At 32.3% G+C, this 15,848-nt stretch carries 15 protein-coding genes and 1 other annotated feature; of the genes, 6 read left to right on the forward strand and 9 right to left on the reverse strand.

The genetic code is table 11. The features are described 5' to 3' along the window. Nucleotides 1-14 precede the first annotated feature (14 nt). Nucleotides 15-2,042 (forward strand): methyl-accepting chemotaxis protein, encoded by a 2,028-nt coding sequence (locus DP68_RS19095; protein ID WP_052085901.1) that lies wholly within the window; start codon nt 15-17, stop codon nt 2,040-2,042. 86 nt (nt 2,043-2,128) lie between these two features. Here the strand turns inward: DP68_RS19095 and DP68_RS18075 are convergent, their stop codons facing one another. The 4 genes from DP68_RS18075 to cooS are packed head-to-tail and all read right to left on the reverse strand — an operon-like array spanning nt 2,129 to nt 6,708. Continuing rightward, nucleotides 2,129-2,908 carry an ABC transporter ATP-binding protein gene (locus DP68_RS18075; RefSeq protein ID WP_035311848.1) on the reverse strand — a complete coding sequence of 260 codons (780 nt, stop codon included), beginning with the start codon at nt 2,906-2,908 and terminating at the stop codon, nt 2,129-2,131. 4 nt (nt 2,909-2,912) lie between these two features. Beyond that, nucleotides 2,913-3,686: an ABC transporter permease gene (locus DP68_RS18080; RefSeq protein WP_035311850.1), complete on the reverse strand. Its 774-nt coding sequence runs from the start codon at nt 3,684-3,686 to the stop codon at nt 2,913-2,915. Nucleotides 3,687-3,690: 4 nt separating this feature from the next. After that, entirely contained in the window at nt 3,691-4,662 is a 972-nt protein-coding gene (locus DP68_RS18085) for an ABC transporter substrate-binding protein (RefSeq protein ID WP_035311853.1), read from the reverse strand. Between the two features lie 30 nt (nt 4,663-4,692). Beyond that, nucleotides 4,693-6,708, reverse strand: a complete 2,016-nt coding sequence (gene cooS, locus DP68_RS18090) for an anaerobic carbon-monoxide dehydrogenase catalytic subunit (protein WP_035311854.1) — start codon at nt 6,706-6,708, stop codon at nt 4,693-4,695. 257 nt (nt 6,709-6,965) lie between these two features. Here cooS and DP68_RS18095 point away from each other — a divergent pair, with 257 nt between their 5' ends. The 5 genes from DP68_RS18095 (at nt 6,966) to DP68_RS18115 (ending at nt 10,852) form a co-directional block, all read left to right on the forward strand. Next, nucleotides 6,966-7,244 (forward strand): YmaF family protein, encoded by a 279-nt coding sequence (locus DP68_RS18095; RefSeq protein WP_035311856.1) that lies wholly within the window; start codon nt 6,966-6,968, stop codon nt 7,242-7,244. A 171-nt stretch (nt 7,245-7,415) separates the two neighbouring features. Then, nucleotides 7,416-7,665: a binding site (T-box leader), on the forward strand. A 55-nt stretch (nt 7,666-7,720) separates the two neighbouring features. Further along, nucleotides 7,721-8,347, forward strand: coding sequence for a class I SAM-dependent methyltransferase (locus tag DP68_RS18100; protein ID WP_035311858.1), 627 nt, complete (start codon nt 7,721-7,723; stop codon nt 8,345-8,347). Between the two features lie 16 nt (nt 8,348-8,363). Next, nucleotides 8,364-9,506, forward strand: a complete 1,143-nt coding sequence (locus tag DP68_RS18105) for an aminotransferase class I/II-fold pyridoxal phosphate-dependent enzyme (RefSeq protein ID WP_035311860.1) — start codon at nt 8,364-8,366, stop codon at nt 9,504-9,506. 1 nt (nt 9,507) lies between these two features. Next, complete coding sequence (locus tag DP68_RS18110) at nt 9,508-9,960, forward strand: S-ribosylhomocysteine lyase (protein WP_035311862.1); 453 nt, start codon at nt 9,508-9,510, stop codon at nt 9,958-9,960. Next, nucleotides 9,944-10,852, forward strand: a complete 909-nt coding sequence (locus DP68_RS18115; protein WP_035311864.1) for a cysteine synthase family protein — start codon at nt 9,944-9,946, stop codon at nt 10,850-10,852. Before DP68_RS18110 ends, DP68_RS18115 begins: the two co-directional genes overlap by 17 nt. Nucleotides 10,853-10,932: 80 nt before the next feature. On the opposite strand, the gene DP68_RS18120 is transcribed toward DP68_RS18115, so the two are convergent. The 5 genes from DP68_RS18120 to larA form a co-directional block, all read right to left on the reverse strand. Next, entirely contained in the window at nt 10,933-11,529 is a 597-nt protein-coding gene (locus tag DP68_RS18120) for an SdpI family protein (RefSeq protein ID WP_035311865.1), read from the reverse strand. Nucleotides 11,530-11,540: 11 nt separating this feature from the next. Next, nucleotides 11,541-11,801 (reverse strand): autorepressor SdpR family transcription factor, encoded by a 261-nt coding sequence (locus tag DP68_RS18125; RefSeq protein WP_035311866.1) that lies wholly within the window; start codon nt 11,799-11,801, stop codon nt 11,541-11,543. A 300-nt stretch (nt 11,802-12,101) separates the two neighbouring features. Further along, a complete protein-coding gene (locus DP68_RS18130; RefSeq protein ID WP_035311867.1) occupies nt 12,102-13,316 on the reverse strand; it encodes an FAD-dependent oxidoreductase in 1,215 nt (404 codons plus the stop codon). A 218-nt stretch (nt 13,317-13,534) separates the two neighbouring features. Beyond that, nucleotides 13,535-14,497, reverse strand: coding sequence for a C-terminal binding protein (locus DP68_RS18135; RefSeq protein ID WP_035311869.1), 963 nt, complete (start codon nt 14,495-14,497; stop codon nt 13,535-13,537). A 13-nt stretch (nt 14,498-14,510) separates the two neighbouring features. Next, the gene (gene larA, locus DP68_RS18140; RefSeq protein WP_052085902.1) at nt 14,511-15,839 is read right to left on the reverse strand and encodes a nickel-dependent lactate racemase; all 1,329 of its coding nucleotides are present in this window, start codon (nt 15,837-15,839) and stop codon (nt 14,511-14,513) included. Nucleotides 15,840-15,848: the final 9 nt, after the last annotated feature.

Consider the following 15,848-nt stretch of genomic DNA (forward strand, 5'->3'; position numbering starts at 1 on the left):
TAAGAGGTGAAATGATGGGTCTAAAGAAGATGCAGCAAGGATGGTCTATTAGGGTAAAAATAATAGGTATATTTTTAATTTTACAACTAATTACATTGTCAATTTTAACAAGTATATCAATTAGCACATTTGTACAAAAGCAAAAAAAACAGTTGGCAAATGATGGTCTAGACTTAGTAAGCCAAGTTACTAGGGAGCTGGAAATTAATAATTCTGCATTACATACTATAGAATATCAGTTTGAAGATAAGGTTATCAGTATTGCTAAAATAATTTCTGAGACTGAAAACATAACTAATGAATCCCTTATTGAAATTTCAACAAAAGCTGATGTTTCAGAAATAAATATAGCCAGCAAAGATAGAAAAATACTATATTCTAATTTAAAAGCTAATATTGGGTGGGTTTATCCCACAAATCATTCCACATACCCAGTTTTTACAGGAAAAAGCTCTGAGTTAATTGAAGAAATACGACAAAGCGAAGTAGATAAAAAATATTATAAATATGCAGCATTACCCCTTAAAAATGGTGGAATAGTTCAAGTAGGAATTATAGCTGATAAAATTAAGAACGTTGAAGCTGATTTTGACAAACAAAAGTTAGTTGAATCTTTAGCCAAAAGCGAAAATATCGTATATGCTCTTATAATAGATAAAAACTTAAAAGCTGTAGCCCATAGTAATCTTGATAGTATTGGAAAGCAGCTCTCAGATACTGGCAGCAAATCTGCAGCTTTAGACGAAAAAGTGTATACAGGTAGTTATTTTTATGATACGGAAAATGTTGAAGTCATGGATGTACTAATACCTTTATACGATAATGGAAAACATATAGGTGCTGTAAATATAGGTATATCTATGAAAAATCTAAAAGCAGGTATTACCGATATGATGAAGAAATCAATACTTATGGCTATTATTTCCTTTATCGTGATGGGAATATTAATCACTCTAGTTATTAATGCCATAATAAAGCCTTTAAATCTTTTAAAAGAATCTGCCGAGGAAGTTTCTGATGGGGATTTAACTAAAGAAATACCTATTAAAAGTAAAGATGAAATTGGACTGCTTACTAATGCTTTTAATAAAATGACAAAATCATTAAAAGATATAATTAGAACAACTACTATAAGTGCTAATGGTTTAAATGATTCAAGCCAGCATCTTTCAGCCACAACACAACAAGTACTCGCTCAAGCTGAAAATGTACATGTCACAGCTAAGAAAATAGCTACTGGTATGGAAGAAAGTAGTACTTCCGTTGAAAATATAGATTCTTCTATTAATGAAGTAACCTCTGCTACTAGGGCGCTTGCTAAAAAAGCTGAGGATGGTAATATAATATCAAAAGAAATAGAATCTAGGGCTAGAAACTTAAAAGATAACGCCAAAGAATCACGCAAAGCAACTAACACTATGTATTTACAAAGACAAGATGCTATCTTAAAAGCTGTAGAAAAAAGTAGTGTTGTACAAGAAATCGTACAAATATCTAAAGTTATTTCTGATATAGCCGCAAAAATAAACCTTTTATCTCTAAATGCCGCTATAGAAGCTGCAAGGGCTGGCGAGCAAGGTAAGGGCTTTGCTGTGGTAGCAGCAGAAGTAGGTAAACTCGCTGAACAATCAACTAGAACTGTTTCTGGAATAGCTCCAATTATTAAAGATGTGCAAGCTTCAGTAACAGACTTATCGGAAAATGCAAAAGGTATATTAAGCTTTATAGATGAGGAAGTATCTTTAAATAATGAACTATTAGAAAAAACCGGAGAACAGTATATGAAGGATTCAGAAATTATAAATAATCTAGTACAGGATTTTGCAGCAAGTACAGAAGAAATATTATCTTCAATGGAAGAGATAACTACTGCTATAGAAATTATGTCTAGTTCCATAGAACAATCCAATATAGGTTCTCAAGATATTGCATCAAGTATTTTAGAGATTTCCACTGCAATACAGGAGGTTTCAAAAATAACTCAAAATCAAGCAAGATCAGCACATGAACTTAATAATCTGGTTGAAAAATTTAAAATTTAATATACAAAATAAACTGTATAAAAACAAAAAATCACCAGAATTTCACACTGGTGATTTTTTATTATTTAGTATCTGTATTTTAAATTTTATACATAGTATTCTATATCAAATTGATTTTTCATTTTAAACTCTATAAATACTTTATCTCTTATTTTTAAAAATTCTTCACTAGTTCTATCTCTTTTCCTTCCCATAGGTACATTGATTATACTTTTTACCTTTCCAGGCCCTGGCGTCATAATAACAATTCTATCTGCAAGAAATACTGCTTCTTCAATATCATGAGTAACAAATATTATTGTTTTTTTCTTTTTATCCCATATATTGGATATTTCATCTTGCATATTCATTCTTGTCATTGCATCTAATGCTCCAAAGGGCTCATCCATAAAAATTATTTCTGGATCTACTGCTAAAGCCCTTGCAATGGCTACTCTTTGCTGCATACCTCCTGAAAGCTGACTTGGATGATGCTTACTAAACTTTGAAAGTCCTACAAGCTCTATATATTCATCAGCTATTTTACTTCTTTCTTCCTTGCTGATTTTTTTAGCTTCAAGCCCAAGTTCCACATTTTTCTTAACACTTCTCCAAGGTAATAATCCATAGTTCTGAAATATTGTTACATAATTTGGTGATGGTTCTTTCACTCCATTACCACCAATAAGTATTTCTCCAGTAGATGGCTTATCAAAACCAGCAATTAGATTTAGAAGTGTAGATTTTCCGCATCCACTAGGGCCTAAAAGGCATATAAATTCGCCCTTTTCAATAGTCAAATTTACATTATCAAGAGACTTAAATTCAGATTTTTTATCATTATTATTTTTATAGATTTTTGATATATTATTTATCTTTATAAACATTATATTACCTCCCAGGCTCTGAAGAAATACCCCAGGTTTTTCCTATCCATTTTTCAAAGAGTGTTATTAATTTATCTAATAATAAACCTAAAACTCCTATCATTATTATTGCTGAAAGCAGCAAATCTGTTCGGAGTGAGTTTCTTGCGTCCATAATTAGATATCCTAATCCAGATTGTGCACCCACCATCTCTCCTGATACAAGAAATATCCAAGCTGAACCAAGGGCAAGATGAAGTCCTGTAACTATATTAGGAAAAGCAGCTGGTAATATAATTTTGGTTAGTACAAAGGGCTGCTTAATTCCAAAATTTCTAGCAACTTTTAAATAAGTTTTATCTGTCTTTTTTACTGCAGACACTGTAGAAAGTAACACTGGGAAAAATGCTGCAATAAATATAATAGCTATTGCTGGAATATCACCAATTCCAAGCCATAATACCATAAATGGGAACCAAGCTACTGGAGATATAGGTCTCAACACCTGAACTATTGGATCAATAACATCCCAAATTTTCTGGAACCATCCTAAAATAATTCCTAGAATTATAGCTAGTATTACTGCAGCAGAGTACCCTATAAAGAATCTGAATAAACTTACCTTAATATGGGTAAAAAAAGTACCATTTTCAATAAGCTCTTTTATTCCCTTTAAAACCATCAAAGGAGATGGAAGAAGAGATGGTTCATACTTACCAGTAAGAACCACAGCTTCCCATCCAATTAATAGAAGTCCTAGTCCTATAACTATATTTATTAATTTTCTAAACTTAGTCATATTATCACTCTGCCTTATTAATTAATGAGTTATCAACAAAGTCGCTATATTTAGGAGGATTTTCTAATAATTTCATAGTTTTAAGGTAGCTTGTTAATTTTTCATAGTCTTTTTCATTAATTTTCAAGTCTGTATATACTGTAGATTTTAAAGATAAATCTAGTACTTCTTTCTTCACGGACATATATTTTGATGCTATCTTTTGTATATTTTCATCTTTAGCCTCTGCTTTTTCTCCTGCTTTAACATATCCATTTACAACTTCCTCTGCAGCTTCTTTATTATTGTTTATAAATTCTTCTCTCAATACAAAAGCACAACAAATTGAATTTTTCCATATATCTTCTGATTTGATCAGTGTTTTACCCTTGCCATTTATTACAGATGTAGCTCCAAATGGCTCAGCAACTATATAAGCTGATATACGTCCTTCTGACAGTGCCGCTGGCATTTCTGCTGGAGCAAGTTCAATTGTCTTTGCATCTGAATAACTCATACCTTCATCTTCAAGCATTTGGTAAAGTAAAATATTCATAGTTGAAAATCTTTGAGGTATTGCAATAGTTTTGCCTTTCAGATCGGAAACATTGTTGATATCCTTTGCAACTGTAATATTAGTTCCGTCCCTATGCCCAAGAGCAACAGCTTTTAAGCCAATTCCTTGTGCTTTTGCCTTCATAGCAAACTGAACTAGTACAGATGCGCCATCCACCTTACCTGTATTTAAGGCATCCATTAGTTCTGGCCAGCTACCATATTTAACAAGTTCAATATTAACATTTTTAAGTTCCTCTTTATTAATTATTGGATCTTCATGTTCTACATATAAAGGCACTGCATGAGTTATTGGTAAATAGGCTATTTTAACTGTTTTCTTTCCATCCGTTGGTTCAGCAGTTTTGTTCCCGCAAGCGGTAAAACCTAAAAGGGAGCCTACTATAATTGTGCCAATAATAAATTTATCAAATATCTTCATATTAAGATCAACCTCTCTTCTTTATAAGCTTTATTCCCATCCAAGTGCTTTTCTCTTTTCTCTTAGATCTTCTATTATTTTATCTGCCAATTTTATTGGATCTACATTTACATTCATAGTTGATCCTAATGTTTCCTTTGTTCCCTTATACAAGAAGTTCATAACATTATCAGAACCTTGTACTGGAGCATGAACACAGTGATATGAATTAATACCATTAAGTCTAAATCCAAGTGCTGCCCCTATTCCTTTTTCATTGGACCATTCTGGGCTCGCAAAAGCAAATGGCATGTCTTTAATTGCTTGTCCAGCTTCGCTTGCTATGGCTCCAAAGGCTCCTGATGCTCTTGCATTATCTATACATTCTCCCATATGCCATACTGGTGGAAGGTCTGGCTGTAAGAAACTTCTTAAACCTTCTCCTGTCTTTTGCAGAGCATCAGTGTTACAGAAACCTAGTTTTAATAATGGGAATGATGCACAGCCATTAGTAAATACAAGAATGTTATTCTTAAGTAGCGTTTCTGCTACATCTACAGTTGCCTTTTCGTAAATTACCCTTGGATTATTACATCCTACAATGTTAACAATACCTAATATTTCCCCACTCTTTAGCGCTTCAACAATTGGTTTCATTCCTCCAAATCTGCTTTGAATATATTCAACTGTAAAACCAACTTCAGCATCAACTTCATATGGTGGAATAAATACCGGTATTTCTCTTCTATCTGCAAAGCTTTCAATTGCTCTTGTAACTATCTTTCTAGCAATAGCGCTAGTTTCATTTATATTAGAATGATCATGTTTATAAGCATAATGCTCTGCTCCTGGAAGTCTTGCAGAATCACTTGTTGTAACAATTGTTGTCTTGTGACATCTTGCAACATCCATAATTCCAGGATATACATCTTCAACATCAGCAACCCAAAGATCTAGCGCCCCTGTTCCAAGAACTAATTCTGCTCCAATGGCATTTGATAATGGAATTACCCCATCATATCTATACATTGCTGAAAGTCCAGAACAACATATCCCATAAAATTGTATTCCTTTGGCTCCATGTTCTTTAGCTAATTTAATAAACTCTTCACTTTGTCCTACCTTTACTATTTCATTTACAAGAACAGGTAAATGTCCATGAACTGCTATGTTTACATATCCTTTTTTTAATGCTCCAACATTAACTTTTGAAGTTCTTCTGCCACCCGTCCCAAATAGGCTATCTGTTGCAATAGAGGAACCAACTACACCTGAAAATACAAAGGCAAGTCCACATCTTAAGAATTGCTGCATTACATTTTTCCAATCGCCATCAGTTCCTGTACCAGTTCTATGAAGTGCCTCAAAAACTTCATGGTAAGCACTTATAGGTATTATATCCATGTCCTTCCACACTTTCTTTCTTTCAGGAGATGCACTTACTTCTATTGTTTTAAATTCACCTGGAACAGTTCTTGATAAATCCTCTAATAAAACATCTGCCAGCTTTGATGCAAGTTCATTTATTGTCTTTCCTTCTATATCTATTCCAAATTGCTTTGCAGTTTTTATTACCTTTTCTTCTCCTAAAATAGGTATATCAAGCTTACCTTCTGCTGCATTTTTCATAGCAAGAAGTACTTCTCTTGCATGAGATCCATGTGCTGCTACCCCAGCAGCAAGTCCTCTTAATAAATTTCTAGCAACTATAAGATCTGCATCTGCTCCACATACTCCTCTTGGGCTTTTAGGAGTAATTTTACAAGGCCCCATATAACAAATACGACAGCATACTCCTGCAAGACCAAAGCTACATTGTGGCTGCTGCTGATCAAATCTATCAAAAGCTGTATCACAACCTATTTGCTCCATACGTAATAACATTTCTTTTACTGCTGGGTCTGGAGTTTTCTCAAGAACATCTTGCTTTGATGCAAAAGTTTTTCTATATTCAGATACTGCTTGCAAATAATCATTAACTCCTCCACCATGGTGATGGTGACTATGACCATGCTCATCATTATGAGAATGACTGTGATGATATCGATAAATTTCACTAAGATTCATATTTAAAAACCTCCTATATATCTTACAACATTCAAATACAATTCATACTATTCCTATATGTTTTGTTATATAATATCATCACTTATATACCTTGTCAATAAAATATTATCTCCTTATTTTTGAAAAAGTCTTATTGAATTTCTTCGATAAGATTAGCTCCTTATTATAACTTCTCTTTCTGCGTACCTGTAATGAGCACTAAATTTCTAAAATAATCATATACTGCCAGTATCTATAAACATTTAGGAGGCATTGTAATGAAACATTCACACAGTTATGTAGGTACAACATCCTTTGATGATTGCCATGTTCATCATTACGGTGGCGTTACATCTAAGTCACCAAGTGGAGTACCCCATACTCATTGTCTGAAAGGTGAAACAACCTATCTTGATGATCATGACCATGATTATGAAACTAAAACAGGTCCAGCAATAGTACTACATGATGGACTTCACTATCACTATTATGAGACCAGAGTAAGATGTGCAGATGGTCACATTCATTATATATGTGGTTGTACTAGCACTGATTAACTTATAGAATTCTGTATATTGTTTATTTTTTTAAAGATAGCTGCCATTTTATATAGCAGCTATTTATTGTTTTTAAAATTTTCTATAATTCTGCGATATTGGGTTGACAAAATCATTTTGATATTATAATATGTTATCAATCTAGTATTCCAATCAAAATAATAAGAATTAGTAAATGCTGTGATAAGAAATAGTAGCATAAAGTAAACTAACAGAGAAAAATCCTCCTAGCTGAAAGGGATTTTTAGTATAACTTGTGTGAATGCATCTTTGAGCACTGTCTTGAAATATAGTAGACGACAGCGTGTACGCCCGTTAAAGCGTTGAGGTATGTATGTACCAAAATGAGATATCATTGTATATTTTTATTATACATATGATAATTAGAGTGGAACCGCGGAAGTTAACTTCTGCCTCTAAGTTTTTAGAGGCAGGAGTTTTTTATTTTTTAAAAATTAATAAACAGGAGGGCTATTATGAATTCTTTACAATACTTTGATTCCATAGCTAAAAGCTGGAACGTTATAAGAAGTGAATATTTCGAAGAAAGACTAAAATATAAAATTTTATCTACAACTAATATAAAGGATAAGATTGTGGCTGATTTGGGGTGTGGCACAGGCTTTGTTTCTCTTGCACTGGCCAGCGAAGCCAATATAGTGTTTTCTGTTGATAATTCCATAAATATGCTAAAGGAGTTAAAAACTACTGCATTAAAAAGAGATTATACAAATATCTACCCTTTAAAATCTTCTTTAGATAACCTTTCACTATTTGATGAATCATTAGATGCAGTATTTATAAATATGGCACTTCATCATATAAAAGATGCTAGCAAAGCAATTGATGAAATGCATAGAATTCTAAAAAAAGATGGTATAATTGTTATTTCCGATGTTATGGAACATACTGGAGAGTGGGCTAGAGAAGAAATGTTTGATGAATGGCTTGGTTTTTCTAATGAGCAAATAACCAATTGGCTGCAATCAGCAGGATTTAGAAATATACAAGTGGAAAATACAGATTTAAGCTGCAAAGGCTACTCAAGTAAGGGAGAGTTCACTGAAACAGGTATCTTCTTAGCTAAAGCCACAAAATTATAATTTGGAGGAAAAACATATGAAAATCGAATCAATTTTAATACACGGTGGAATAGATGGAGATCAACATACAGGGGCGGTAAATGTACCAATTTATCAAACCTCAACTTACAAACAGCCTAAGTTTGGAGTGAATACAGGCTATGAATATTCAAGAACAGGCAATCCAACACGAGAAGCTTTAGAGAAGCTTGTTGCAGACCTTGAAGAGGGATATGCAGGCTTTGCTTTTGCATCAGGGATGGCTGCTATAACTGCAGTGCTTTCACTATTAAAGTCAGGAGATAAGATAGTTATTTCAAACAACGTATATGGTGGAACATTTAGAGTTCTGGATAAAATATTTACAAACTTTGGCATTCATTATGCCATAATTGACACCTCAAATTTAGATGAAATAAAAAACAGTATTGATGAAACTGTAAAAGCTATTTATATAGAAACTCCAACAAATCCTCTTATGGATGTAACTGATATTGAAGCTGTGGCAAATATAGCTCAGGAAAAAAGTATATATACTATCGTTGATAACACCTTCATGACTCCTTATTTACAAAAACCAATAACTCTTGGAGCTGATATAGTTATTCACAGTGCTACAAAATATCTTGGTGGCCACAGTGATGTAATTTCGGGTATTGTTGTTGTAAATAACAAAGATTTAGCTGAAAAACTTCATTTTGTTCAAAATGCTACTGGAGGAGTTTTAGCTCCCTTTGATTCCTTCCTTTTAATTAGAGGAATTAAAACCTTGGCAGTAAGAATGGATAGACATAACTCAAATGCAAAGCTTATTGCTGAATTCTTAAAAAATAGAGAAGAAATAGAAAAGATATATTATCCTGGTTTCGAGAATCATCCTGGTTATAAAATTCAAACAAATCAAGCTAAGGGTTATGGTGGAATGATTGCCTTTGTTCTTAAGGAAGGCTATGATTATAAGAAATTCCTTGAAAATCTTAATTTAATAACCTTTGGAGAAAGCTTAGGTGGAGTTGAATCCTTAATTTGCCACCCTGCTTCTATGACTCATGGTTCTATACCTTATGAACTAAGACAAAAGGTTGGTATTGTAGATAATTTAATAAGGCTATCTGTAGGCATAGAAAATGTTGAAGATTTAATTCAAGATATGGAAAATGCATTAAAGGAGAGTATGTAATATGGTTAAAGTTGAAAGCTTCTTATTGGATCACACAAAGGTTAAGGCACCCTTTGTAAGAAAATGCGGAACTTCACAAGGTCAAATTGGAGATACTATATCAAAGTTTGATTTAAGACTTTTACAGCCTAATGAGGAAGAAATGCCAACAGCAGCAGTTCACACACTTGAGCATCTATTAGCAGGTTATATGAGAGAAAAAATGGATACTATTATAGACATTTCTCCCATGGGCTGCAGAACAGGCTTTTATATGGTAGCTTGGGGAGAAGTTGAAGTTCAAACTGTTATTGAATCACTCACTTACGCATTAAACAAAATTATAGAAGCAAAAGAGGTCCCTGCAACTAATGCAATTCAGTGCGGAAACTATAGGGATCATTCTCTATTCTCAGCGCAGGAATATGCTAAATATATTTTAGAGAAAGGTATTAGCAATGAAATATTTAAATAATATTAAAGAGCTTATAGGCAATACACCTATTATAAAGCTTAATAATGTAAATATTAAAGCTGACGTTAGTATTTTTGTAAAGCTTGAAAATCATAACCCTGGTGGGAGTGTCAAGGATAGAGTGGGAGTTTATATGATTGAACAGGCTGAAAATGAAGGGCGCTTGAAGCCAGGCTACACCATAGTTGAAGCTACTGCTGGCAACACTGGAATTGGTGTTGCCCTTGCTGGAATAAATAAAGGTTATAATATAATTTTTGTTGTTCCTGAAAAGTTTTCATTAGAAAAACAAGCTTTGATGAGAGCACTAGGAGCTACTGTAATAAATACTCCTAGAGAAGATGGTATGTTAGGTGCTCTTAAAAAGAGTGACGAACTCTTACAGACTATAGAAAATTCAATAAGCTTAAAGCAGTTTCAAAATCATTCAAATCCACTTGCCCACTATGAAACTACTGGCCCAGAAATATATGAAGCTATGGATGGTAAAATAGACTATTTTGTTTGTGGTGCTGGAAGTGGAGGTACCTTTACTGGAGTTACAAAATTTCTTAAAGAACGAAATAAAAACATTGTAGGAATTTTAGCTGATCCAGAGGGTTCTACTATGGGTGGAGGTATTGAAGGTTGCTATGATATTGAAGGAATTGGCAATAACTTTATTCCTGGAACTATGAACATGGACTTAGTTGATGAAATAATAAAAGTTAGTGATGAGGAAGCTTATGAAATGGTTAAGATTCTTGCCTTAAAGGAAGGCCTTATTGTTGGAAGCTCTTCTGGTGCTGCTGTGGCTGCTGCTTTGAAACTGGCCGAAAAAATAGAAAAAGGTAATATAGTTACTATTCTTCCCGATAGAGGCGATAGGTATTTTAGCAAAAATATTTATTAATTAAAAAAGAAGCGTATGTCTAGTTAAACTAGACATACGCTATAATTATTAATCACTCTTTTTATGCCACTCTTATTATTTTAAACACTATTTTTCATTTTTTTATAATAAAATCCTAGTGAATATAGTCCTGGTATTGCAATCAATGTAAGTATAGACGCAGTAACTACCCTATCTATACTAAAGAAAAATACTAATATAAATTGTATTATAGCTAGCGGAAATGATACATATCCAAGTACTTTATGAGCAATTTTCCAAGTTTCTTCATCTCTTATAGTCCAAGGAAGTCTTAACCCCAGATACCTATTAAAAGGTATTTTAGGCGAAACATTACCGAACCCCATGATAAAAACTGAAATTAAACCAACTATTATTAATTCATTATTCTTATTATAAAGTGCATTTTTATTTGGTGTTAATGCTGTAAATAAAGAACAAATAATGATAATCCCTATAATCATTCTATTTATATTTCTCACAGTTTTAACTTTAGGATTACCCTCCGAGAGTTTTGTTATCCTTGCTGCTTGAATATCAAATACAATTAATGAAATAATAATTAAAACAAAAATAATACTTGCAACTAAGTTACTTTCAGGAACTAAAAAACCTAAAATTAGTATTGTTATTGATGTAAGTAAAAATATCATCCTTGTAAAGTCAAACTTCTTCATTTCAATCCCTCCTATTTCTTTGTAAATATATCTAAGAAGCTTCCAAGAACCTCTTGAAGTATTGTAGTATTTATAGAATAGATTACAAATTGGCCCTTTTTCTCTGATGTAATAAGTTCTGCTTCCCTTAAAATATCTAAATGCTTAGATATTGAAGGCTTAGACATATTAAAGTGTTCCGATATTTCGCCTGCACTCATATCCCCTTTATTTAAAAGTTTTAGTATTTCCCTTCGAGTTTCATCACTTAATGCTTTAAATGCCTTACTCATATAATGACTCCTTTCCAGCTAATATAGATATTTAGCTAATTAGCTAAATATCTATATTTATATTATACATGTATTTTATATAAATGCAATCATTTGCAATAAAAATGACCTCCCAAAAATAGAAGATCATGCTCTTAATAACCATATTTAACCAATATATTTTACATTTATACTTCCCTAACTTCTACTAAATATAGTTTCTTATATAACTTCTTGCTTTATACTTTCTTCCTGATGCTTATTTCTACATTTTATGCATTAATAATATTCTTTTCTCATATATAATAAGCTTTTTATTTTCTAACAATTTCTATAGGGATTGAATAATTCTAAATCTTCATCTTTCTTCCCTGTAAATAAATTAACTAACATTTTTCCACCTAATACTGCAAATAATATTCCATTAGCGCCATATCCTAAGCAATAGTATAAAGATTTTCTATGCTTATCCCTTCCTATGTATCCAAGATTGTCATTAGTAGATGCAAAGACACCACAATACTTATATTCTATTTCAATATCATGTATATCCTTAAACATATTTTTTAAACGCTGCTCAAGGATATTGTATTTATCTTCATATATATTACCATAAAACCTTCCTTCTAAAAAAGGAGTATCTTCTCCTCCAATTATAATTCTATTATCTGGAGTAATTCTAACATAATTATAGGGATCACAATTATCACGGATAACTATATTTTTATATATATCATCAATTTTTTTTAAAGGCTTAGTAACTATATTATAAGCAATAGTCTTTGTTCCAAAGGCTTTATCTGTAAATAGCTTTGTATTATAACCCGTTGCACAAATTATTTTTTTACCTCTTATTTTAAAGCCATAAGATGCTACAACCTTAACATAATCTTCATAATAATTGATTTGTTGTACTTCTGTATTCTCAAAAACCTTTAATCCTCGTGTTATTGCTACTTCTAAAAGGTGATGAGTAAATTTATAAGGATTAAAAACTGCTCCCCCATTTTTAGAAAACACACCTGCTTTTAAATCAAAGCTATAGGGATTATTATTATCTATAAAGGAAACATCAATATCATTATCTTTTCTATATTTATACTCATCTTTTAATTCTTGTACTTCTATATTTTTAGATGTGTATAGAAGTGTATCCTTCTTTTGATATTCACAATAATTCCCATGATTATTTATGAATTCATCAATTTCATCTAAGGCCTTTAAACCTAACTTATAGGATTTAATAACCTTTTCATAAGTTGTATATTCCTTAAGATTATTTAAGTTATCATCTAATTCATATTGAAGTAAGGCAGTGGTAATACTTGTGCTGCCATATCCAATTCTTGCTTTTTCAAGAATACAGCAGTCCACTCCTGCCTTAGTAAGATAATATCCTAAAATGGCACCAGTAACTCCACCTCCAACAATAATTATATCCGTTTCAATATCTTCATTTAAATAATCATATTGCTTCTTTCTATTTGCTGCTTGTGTAAAATAAGGCTTACCATAAACTACTTCAAAGTTTTTCATTTAATTTCATCCTCTCTAACATATTCTAGGGCATAGTACTAATGTTTTTCATTTTTCATATATATTATTATTTAAAGTACCCAATTTTATCACATATTTTTATCTTTAAACTAATGACACTATATTCATATAACCCTTTATTAAAATATAAAAAGAGCATTAACTCTAATAAAAGTTTAATACTCTTTTTACCTAATCAATAATATTGATATTATTTTTTAAACGCTATTTTTAACTTTCATATTATTTAATGCCTCAATAACATTTAAAGCAACGGTTTCTCTTAGCTCAATCATGGATTGTTTACTTGCATAGGAAATATGCGGTGTTACAATAATATTATCTACATTTAATATTTCGCTTTCTGGATTTGGTGGCTCATTACAAACCACATCTAGGCCAGCACCTCTTATAATTCCATTTTTAACTGCTTGGATTAGTTCACTTTCAACAATGATTTCTCCCCTTGATGCATTTAAAAGTACAGCACTTTTTTTCATAAGTTTTAATTCCTTCATTCCAATCATCCCTCTTGTATTTTCATTAAGAGGTACTGCTATACTCACATAATCTGAAAGTTTAAGTCCTTCTTCAAGTGTCACTTTCTTTACTCTATAAACTTTAAGTTCATCATCATTAACATATGGGTCATAAATTAACACATTCATTCCAAGGGCTTTAGCCTTCTTTGCTTCTAGTTTGGCAATTTTCCCAAATCCAATGATGAATAGCACCGAATCTTTAATTCTCTTTGGAATATAATCCATGGCATCTACGCCCCAAAACCCTTTCTTAACTTTGTCATTAAAGGAACTAAGATTCTTGTAAAACTCAAAGATGAATGATATCACATGATCTGAAACCTCTTCAATGCAATAACTTGGAACATTTGCAACTATTATGCCTTTGCTTCTAGCATAGTTTACATCAATATTGTCATATCCAATTCCATACACAGATATTATTTTACAATTTGCCAGCTTATCAATAACCTGTGAAGAAATTTCAATATCTATTTGTGCAATAATAGCTTCAGCATGCTTGCCGAAGTCCTCTAAATCATTATGAAAATCTCTTCCAGAGTATTTTATTTCATAACCAGGTAATTTCTCTTTTATGATTTTTTCCTCTATATCATATTCCTTCCAATCTCCGTCAATAATCCATATAGTCTTTAACATCTTGCACCTCATCTTACTTGCCACTTGCCATGTGGGTGGCACTTATTATCATTGGCAAACAATCTCCTCCACGAGGTAAAACTCCAACTTTTCCTCCTGGAATTTCCTTTAAGGCATAGTCAACTGCTTCCTGTAGAGTTTTATTTTTTTTATAACCTAGAATTGAGATTTCTTTATCATCTAAACCTTCTGTAACAATAATTATTTTTGCTCTTTCCCTCACTCTGGCATTGCCCATTGCAATATCTGCAGCCACTAAATCAGCTTCGTCATCATCTAAAGAAATTTTCCCTACGATATTTTTAGATTCTTCATAAGAAGCCTTTGCCCACTCTATTAATTTTGGATGATTATGCACTAATCCTTCGTAGCATGGAGCCACAAATATAATATATCCATCTTTTTTCACACTAAAATATGCAGATATAAGCCCCTTTTCAGCTTGCCAATAATCAATATCGCAAGGGCTAGAACTTACTACAACTATATCAGCAAGTTTAGGTATCTCTACTCCATAAACCTTTGAGGCAAGTTTTGCTCCTTCTCTATGAGCTTTTATAAAATCTCCTGCAAAGATTCCAGTAACCTCTCCATCTGGTGTCATAACCACATTTATAATAAACTTAAGTCCCACTATTCTTGCTACCTCTTCTATTCCCTTCCTGCAAGGATTATCTTTAATATTTCCTAAGGGAATCCTTTCCAAAAGGGCTCCTGCAACATGTGTAGCTGATGTAGTAGCAGAGCCGCATATTCCAGGCTGAACAATTTTGCCACCACCTGAATAACCTGCATCTGAGTGTGGTATTATATTTCCAAGTCCTATTATATAATCAACTTCCTGAACCTTTTTGTTAACATGAATAGGAAACTTCATTCCATCTGCTTCAATAGTCCCCATGTCAACAAGTGCATCTTTATCTGTGAAATCATGCTGACTAATTTTAACTGTATTAAAGATTTCTTCTCCAACCTTTTCGACAATTTCATCTTCTGTCATCACTCTATGAGTTCCAGGTGCAGTTAATATTTCAATATTTTCAAGAGGTATCCCCATATCATTAGTAAGGTATTTTATTAATACAGGAAGTATCTTATTTACTGGAGTTACTCTCGTATTATCATCAATTAATATCAAAATTTTATCATCTTTTTTAACCTGATTTTTTAATGCTTCACACCCAATTGGATGTTCTAGCTTGTCTAGTAATGTCCTTTCAAAATTCTCTATAGGTGAAAACCTTGTCATCTCTCCTCCAAAAAGGAAGGATGAAGCAGGAATTGATGCCCGCATCTCCTTATCACCATAAGGAACCTTAATTATTGTCAAACTTTCGTTCATAATAAATAC

This window comes from Clostridium sp. HMP27 (genome assembly GCF_000765165.1).
In the GTDB taxonomy this organism is placed as follows: Bacteria; Bacillota; Clostridia; order Clostridiales; family Clostridiaceae; genus Clostridium_AK.

Coding starts and splice junctions, on each gene's coding strand:
- DP68_RS19095 (WP_052085901.1), top strand. CDS start 15: ATGGGTCTAAAGAAGATGCAGCAAGGATGGTCTATTAGGGTAAAAATA.
- DP68_RS18080 (WP_035311850.1), bottom strand. CDS start 3,686: ATGACTAAGTTTAGAAAATTAATAAATATAGTTATAGGACTAGGACTT.
- DP68_RS18125 (WP_035311866.1), bottom strand. CDS start 11,801: ATGAGTAAGGCATTTAAAGCATTAAGTGATGAAACTCGAAGGGAAATA.
- cooS (WP_035311854.1), bottom strand. CDS start 6,708: ATGAATCTTAGTGAAATTTATCGATATCATCACAGTCATTCTCATAAT.
- DP68_RS18120 (WP_035311865.1), bottom strand. CDS start 11,529: ATGAAGAAGTTTGACTTTACAAGGATGATATTTTTACTTACATCAATA.
- DP68_RS18095 (WP_035311856.1), top strand. CDS start 6,966: ATGAAACATTCACACAGTTATGTAGGTACAACATCCTTTGATGATTGC.
- DP68_RS18135 (WP_035311869.1), bottom strand. CDS start 14,497: ATGTTAAAGACTATATGGATTATTGACGGAGATTGGAAGGAATATGAT.
- DP68_RS18130 (WP_035311867.1), bottom strand. CDS start 13,316: ATGAAAAACTTTGAAGTAGTTTATGGTAAGCCTTATTTTACACAAGCA.
- DP68_RS18085 (WP_035311853.1), bottom strand. CDS start 4,662: ATGAAGATATTTGATAAATTTATTATTGGCACAATTATAGTAGGCTCC.
- DP68_RS18115 (WP_035311864.1), top strand. CDS start 9,944: ATGAAATATTTAAATAATATTAAAGAGCTTATAGGCAATACACCTATT.
- DP68_RS18110 (WP_035311862.1), top strand. CDS start 9,508: ATGGTTAAAGTTGAAAGCTTCTTATTGGATCACACAAAGGTTAAGGCA.
- DP68_RS18105 (WP_035311860.1), top strand. CDS start 8,364: ATGAAAATCGAATCAATTTTAATACACGGTGGAATAGATGGAGATCAA.
- DP68_RS18100 (WP_035311858.1), top strand. CDS start 7,721: ATGAATTCTTTACAATACTTTGATTCCATAGCTAAAAGCTGGAACGTT.
- larA (WP_052085902.1), bottom strand. CDS start 15,839: ATGAACGAAAGTTTGACAATAATTAAGGTTCCTTATGGTGATAAGGAG.
- DP68_RS18075 (WP_035311848.1), bottom strand. CDS start 2,908: ATGTTTATAAAGATAAATAATATATCAAAAATCTATAAAAATAATAAT.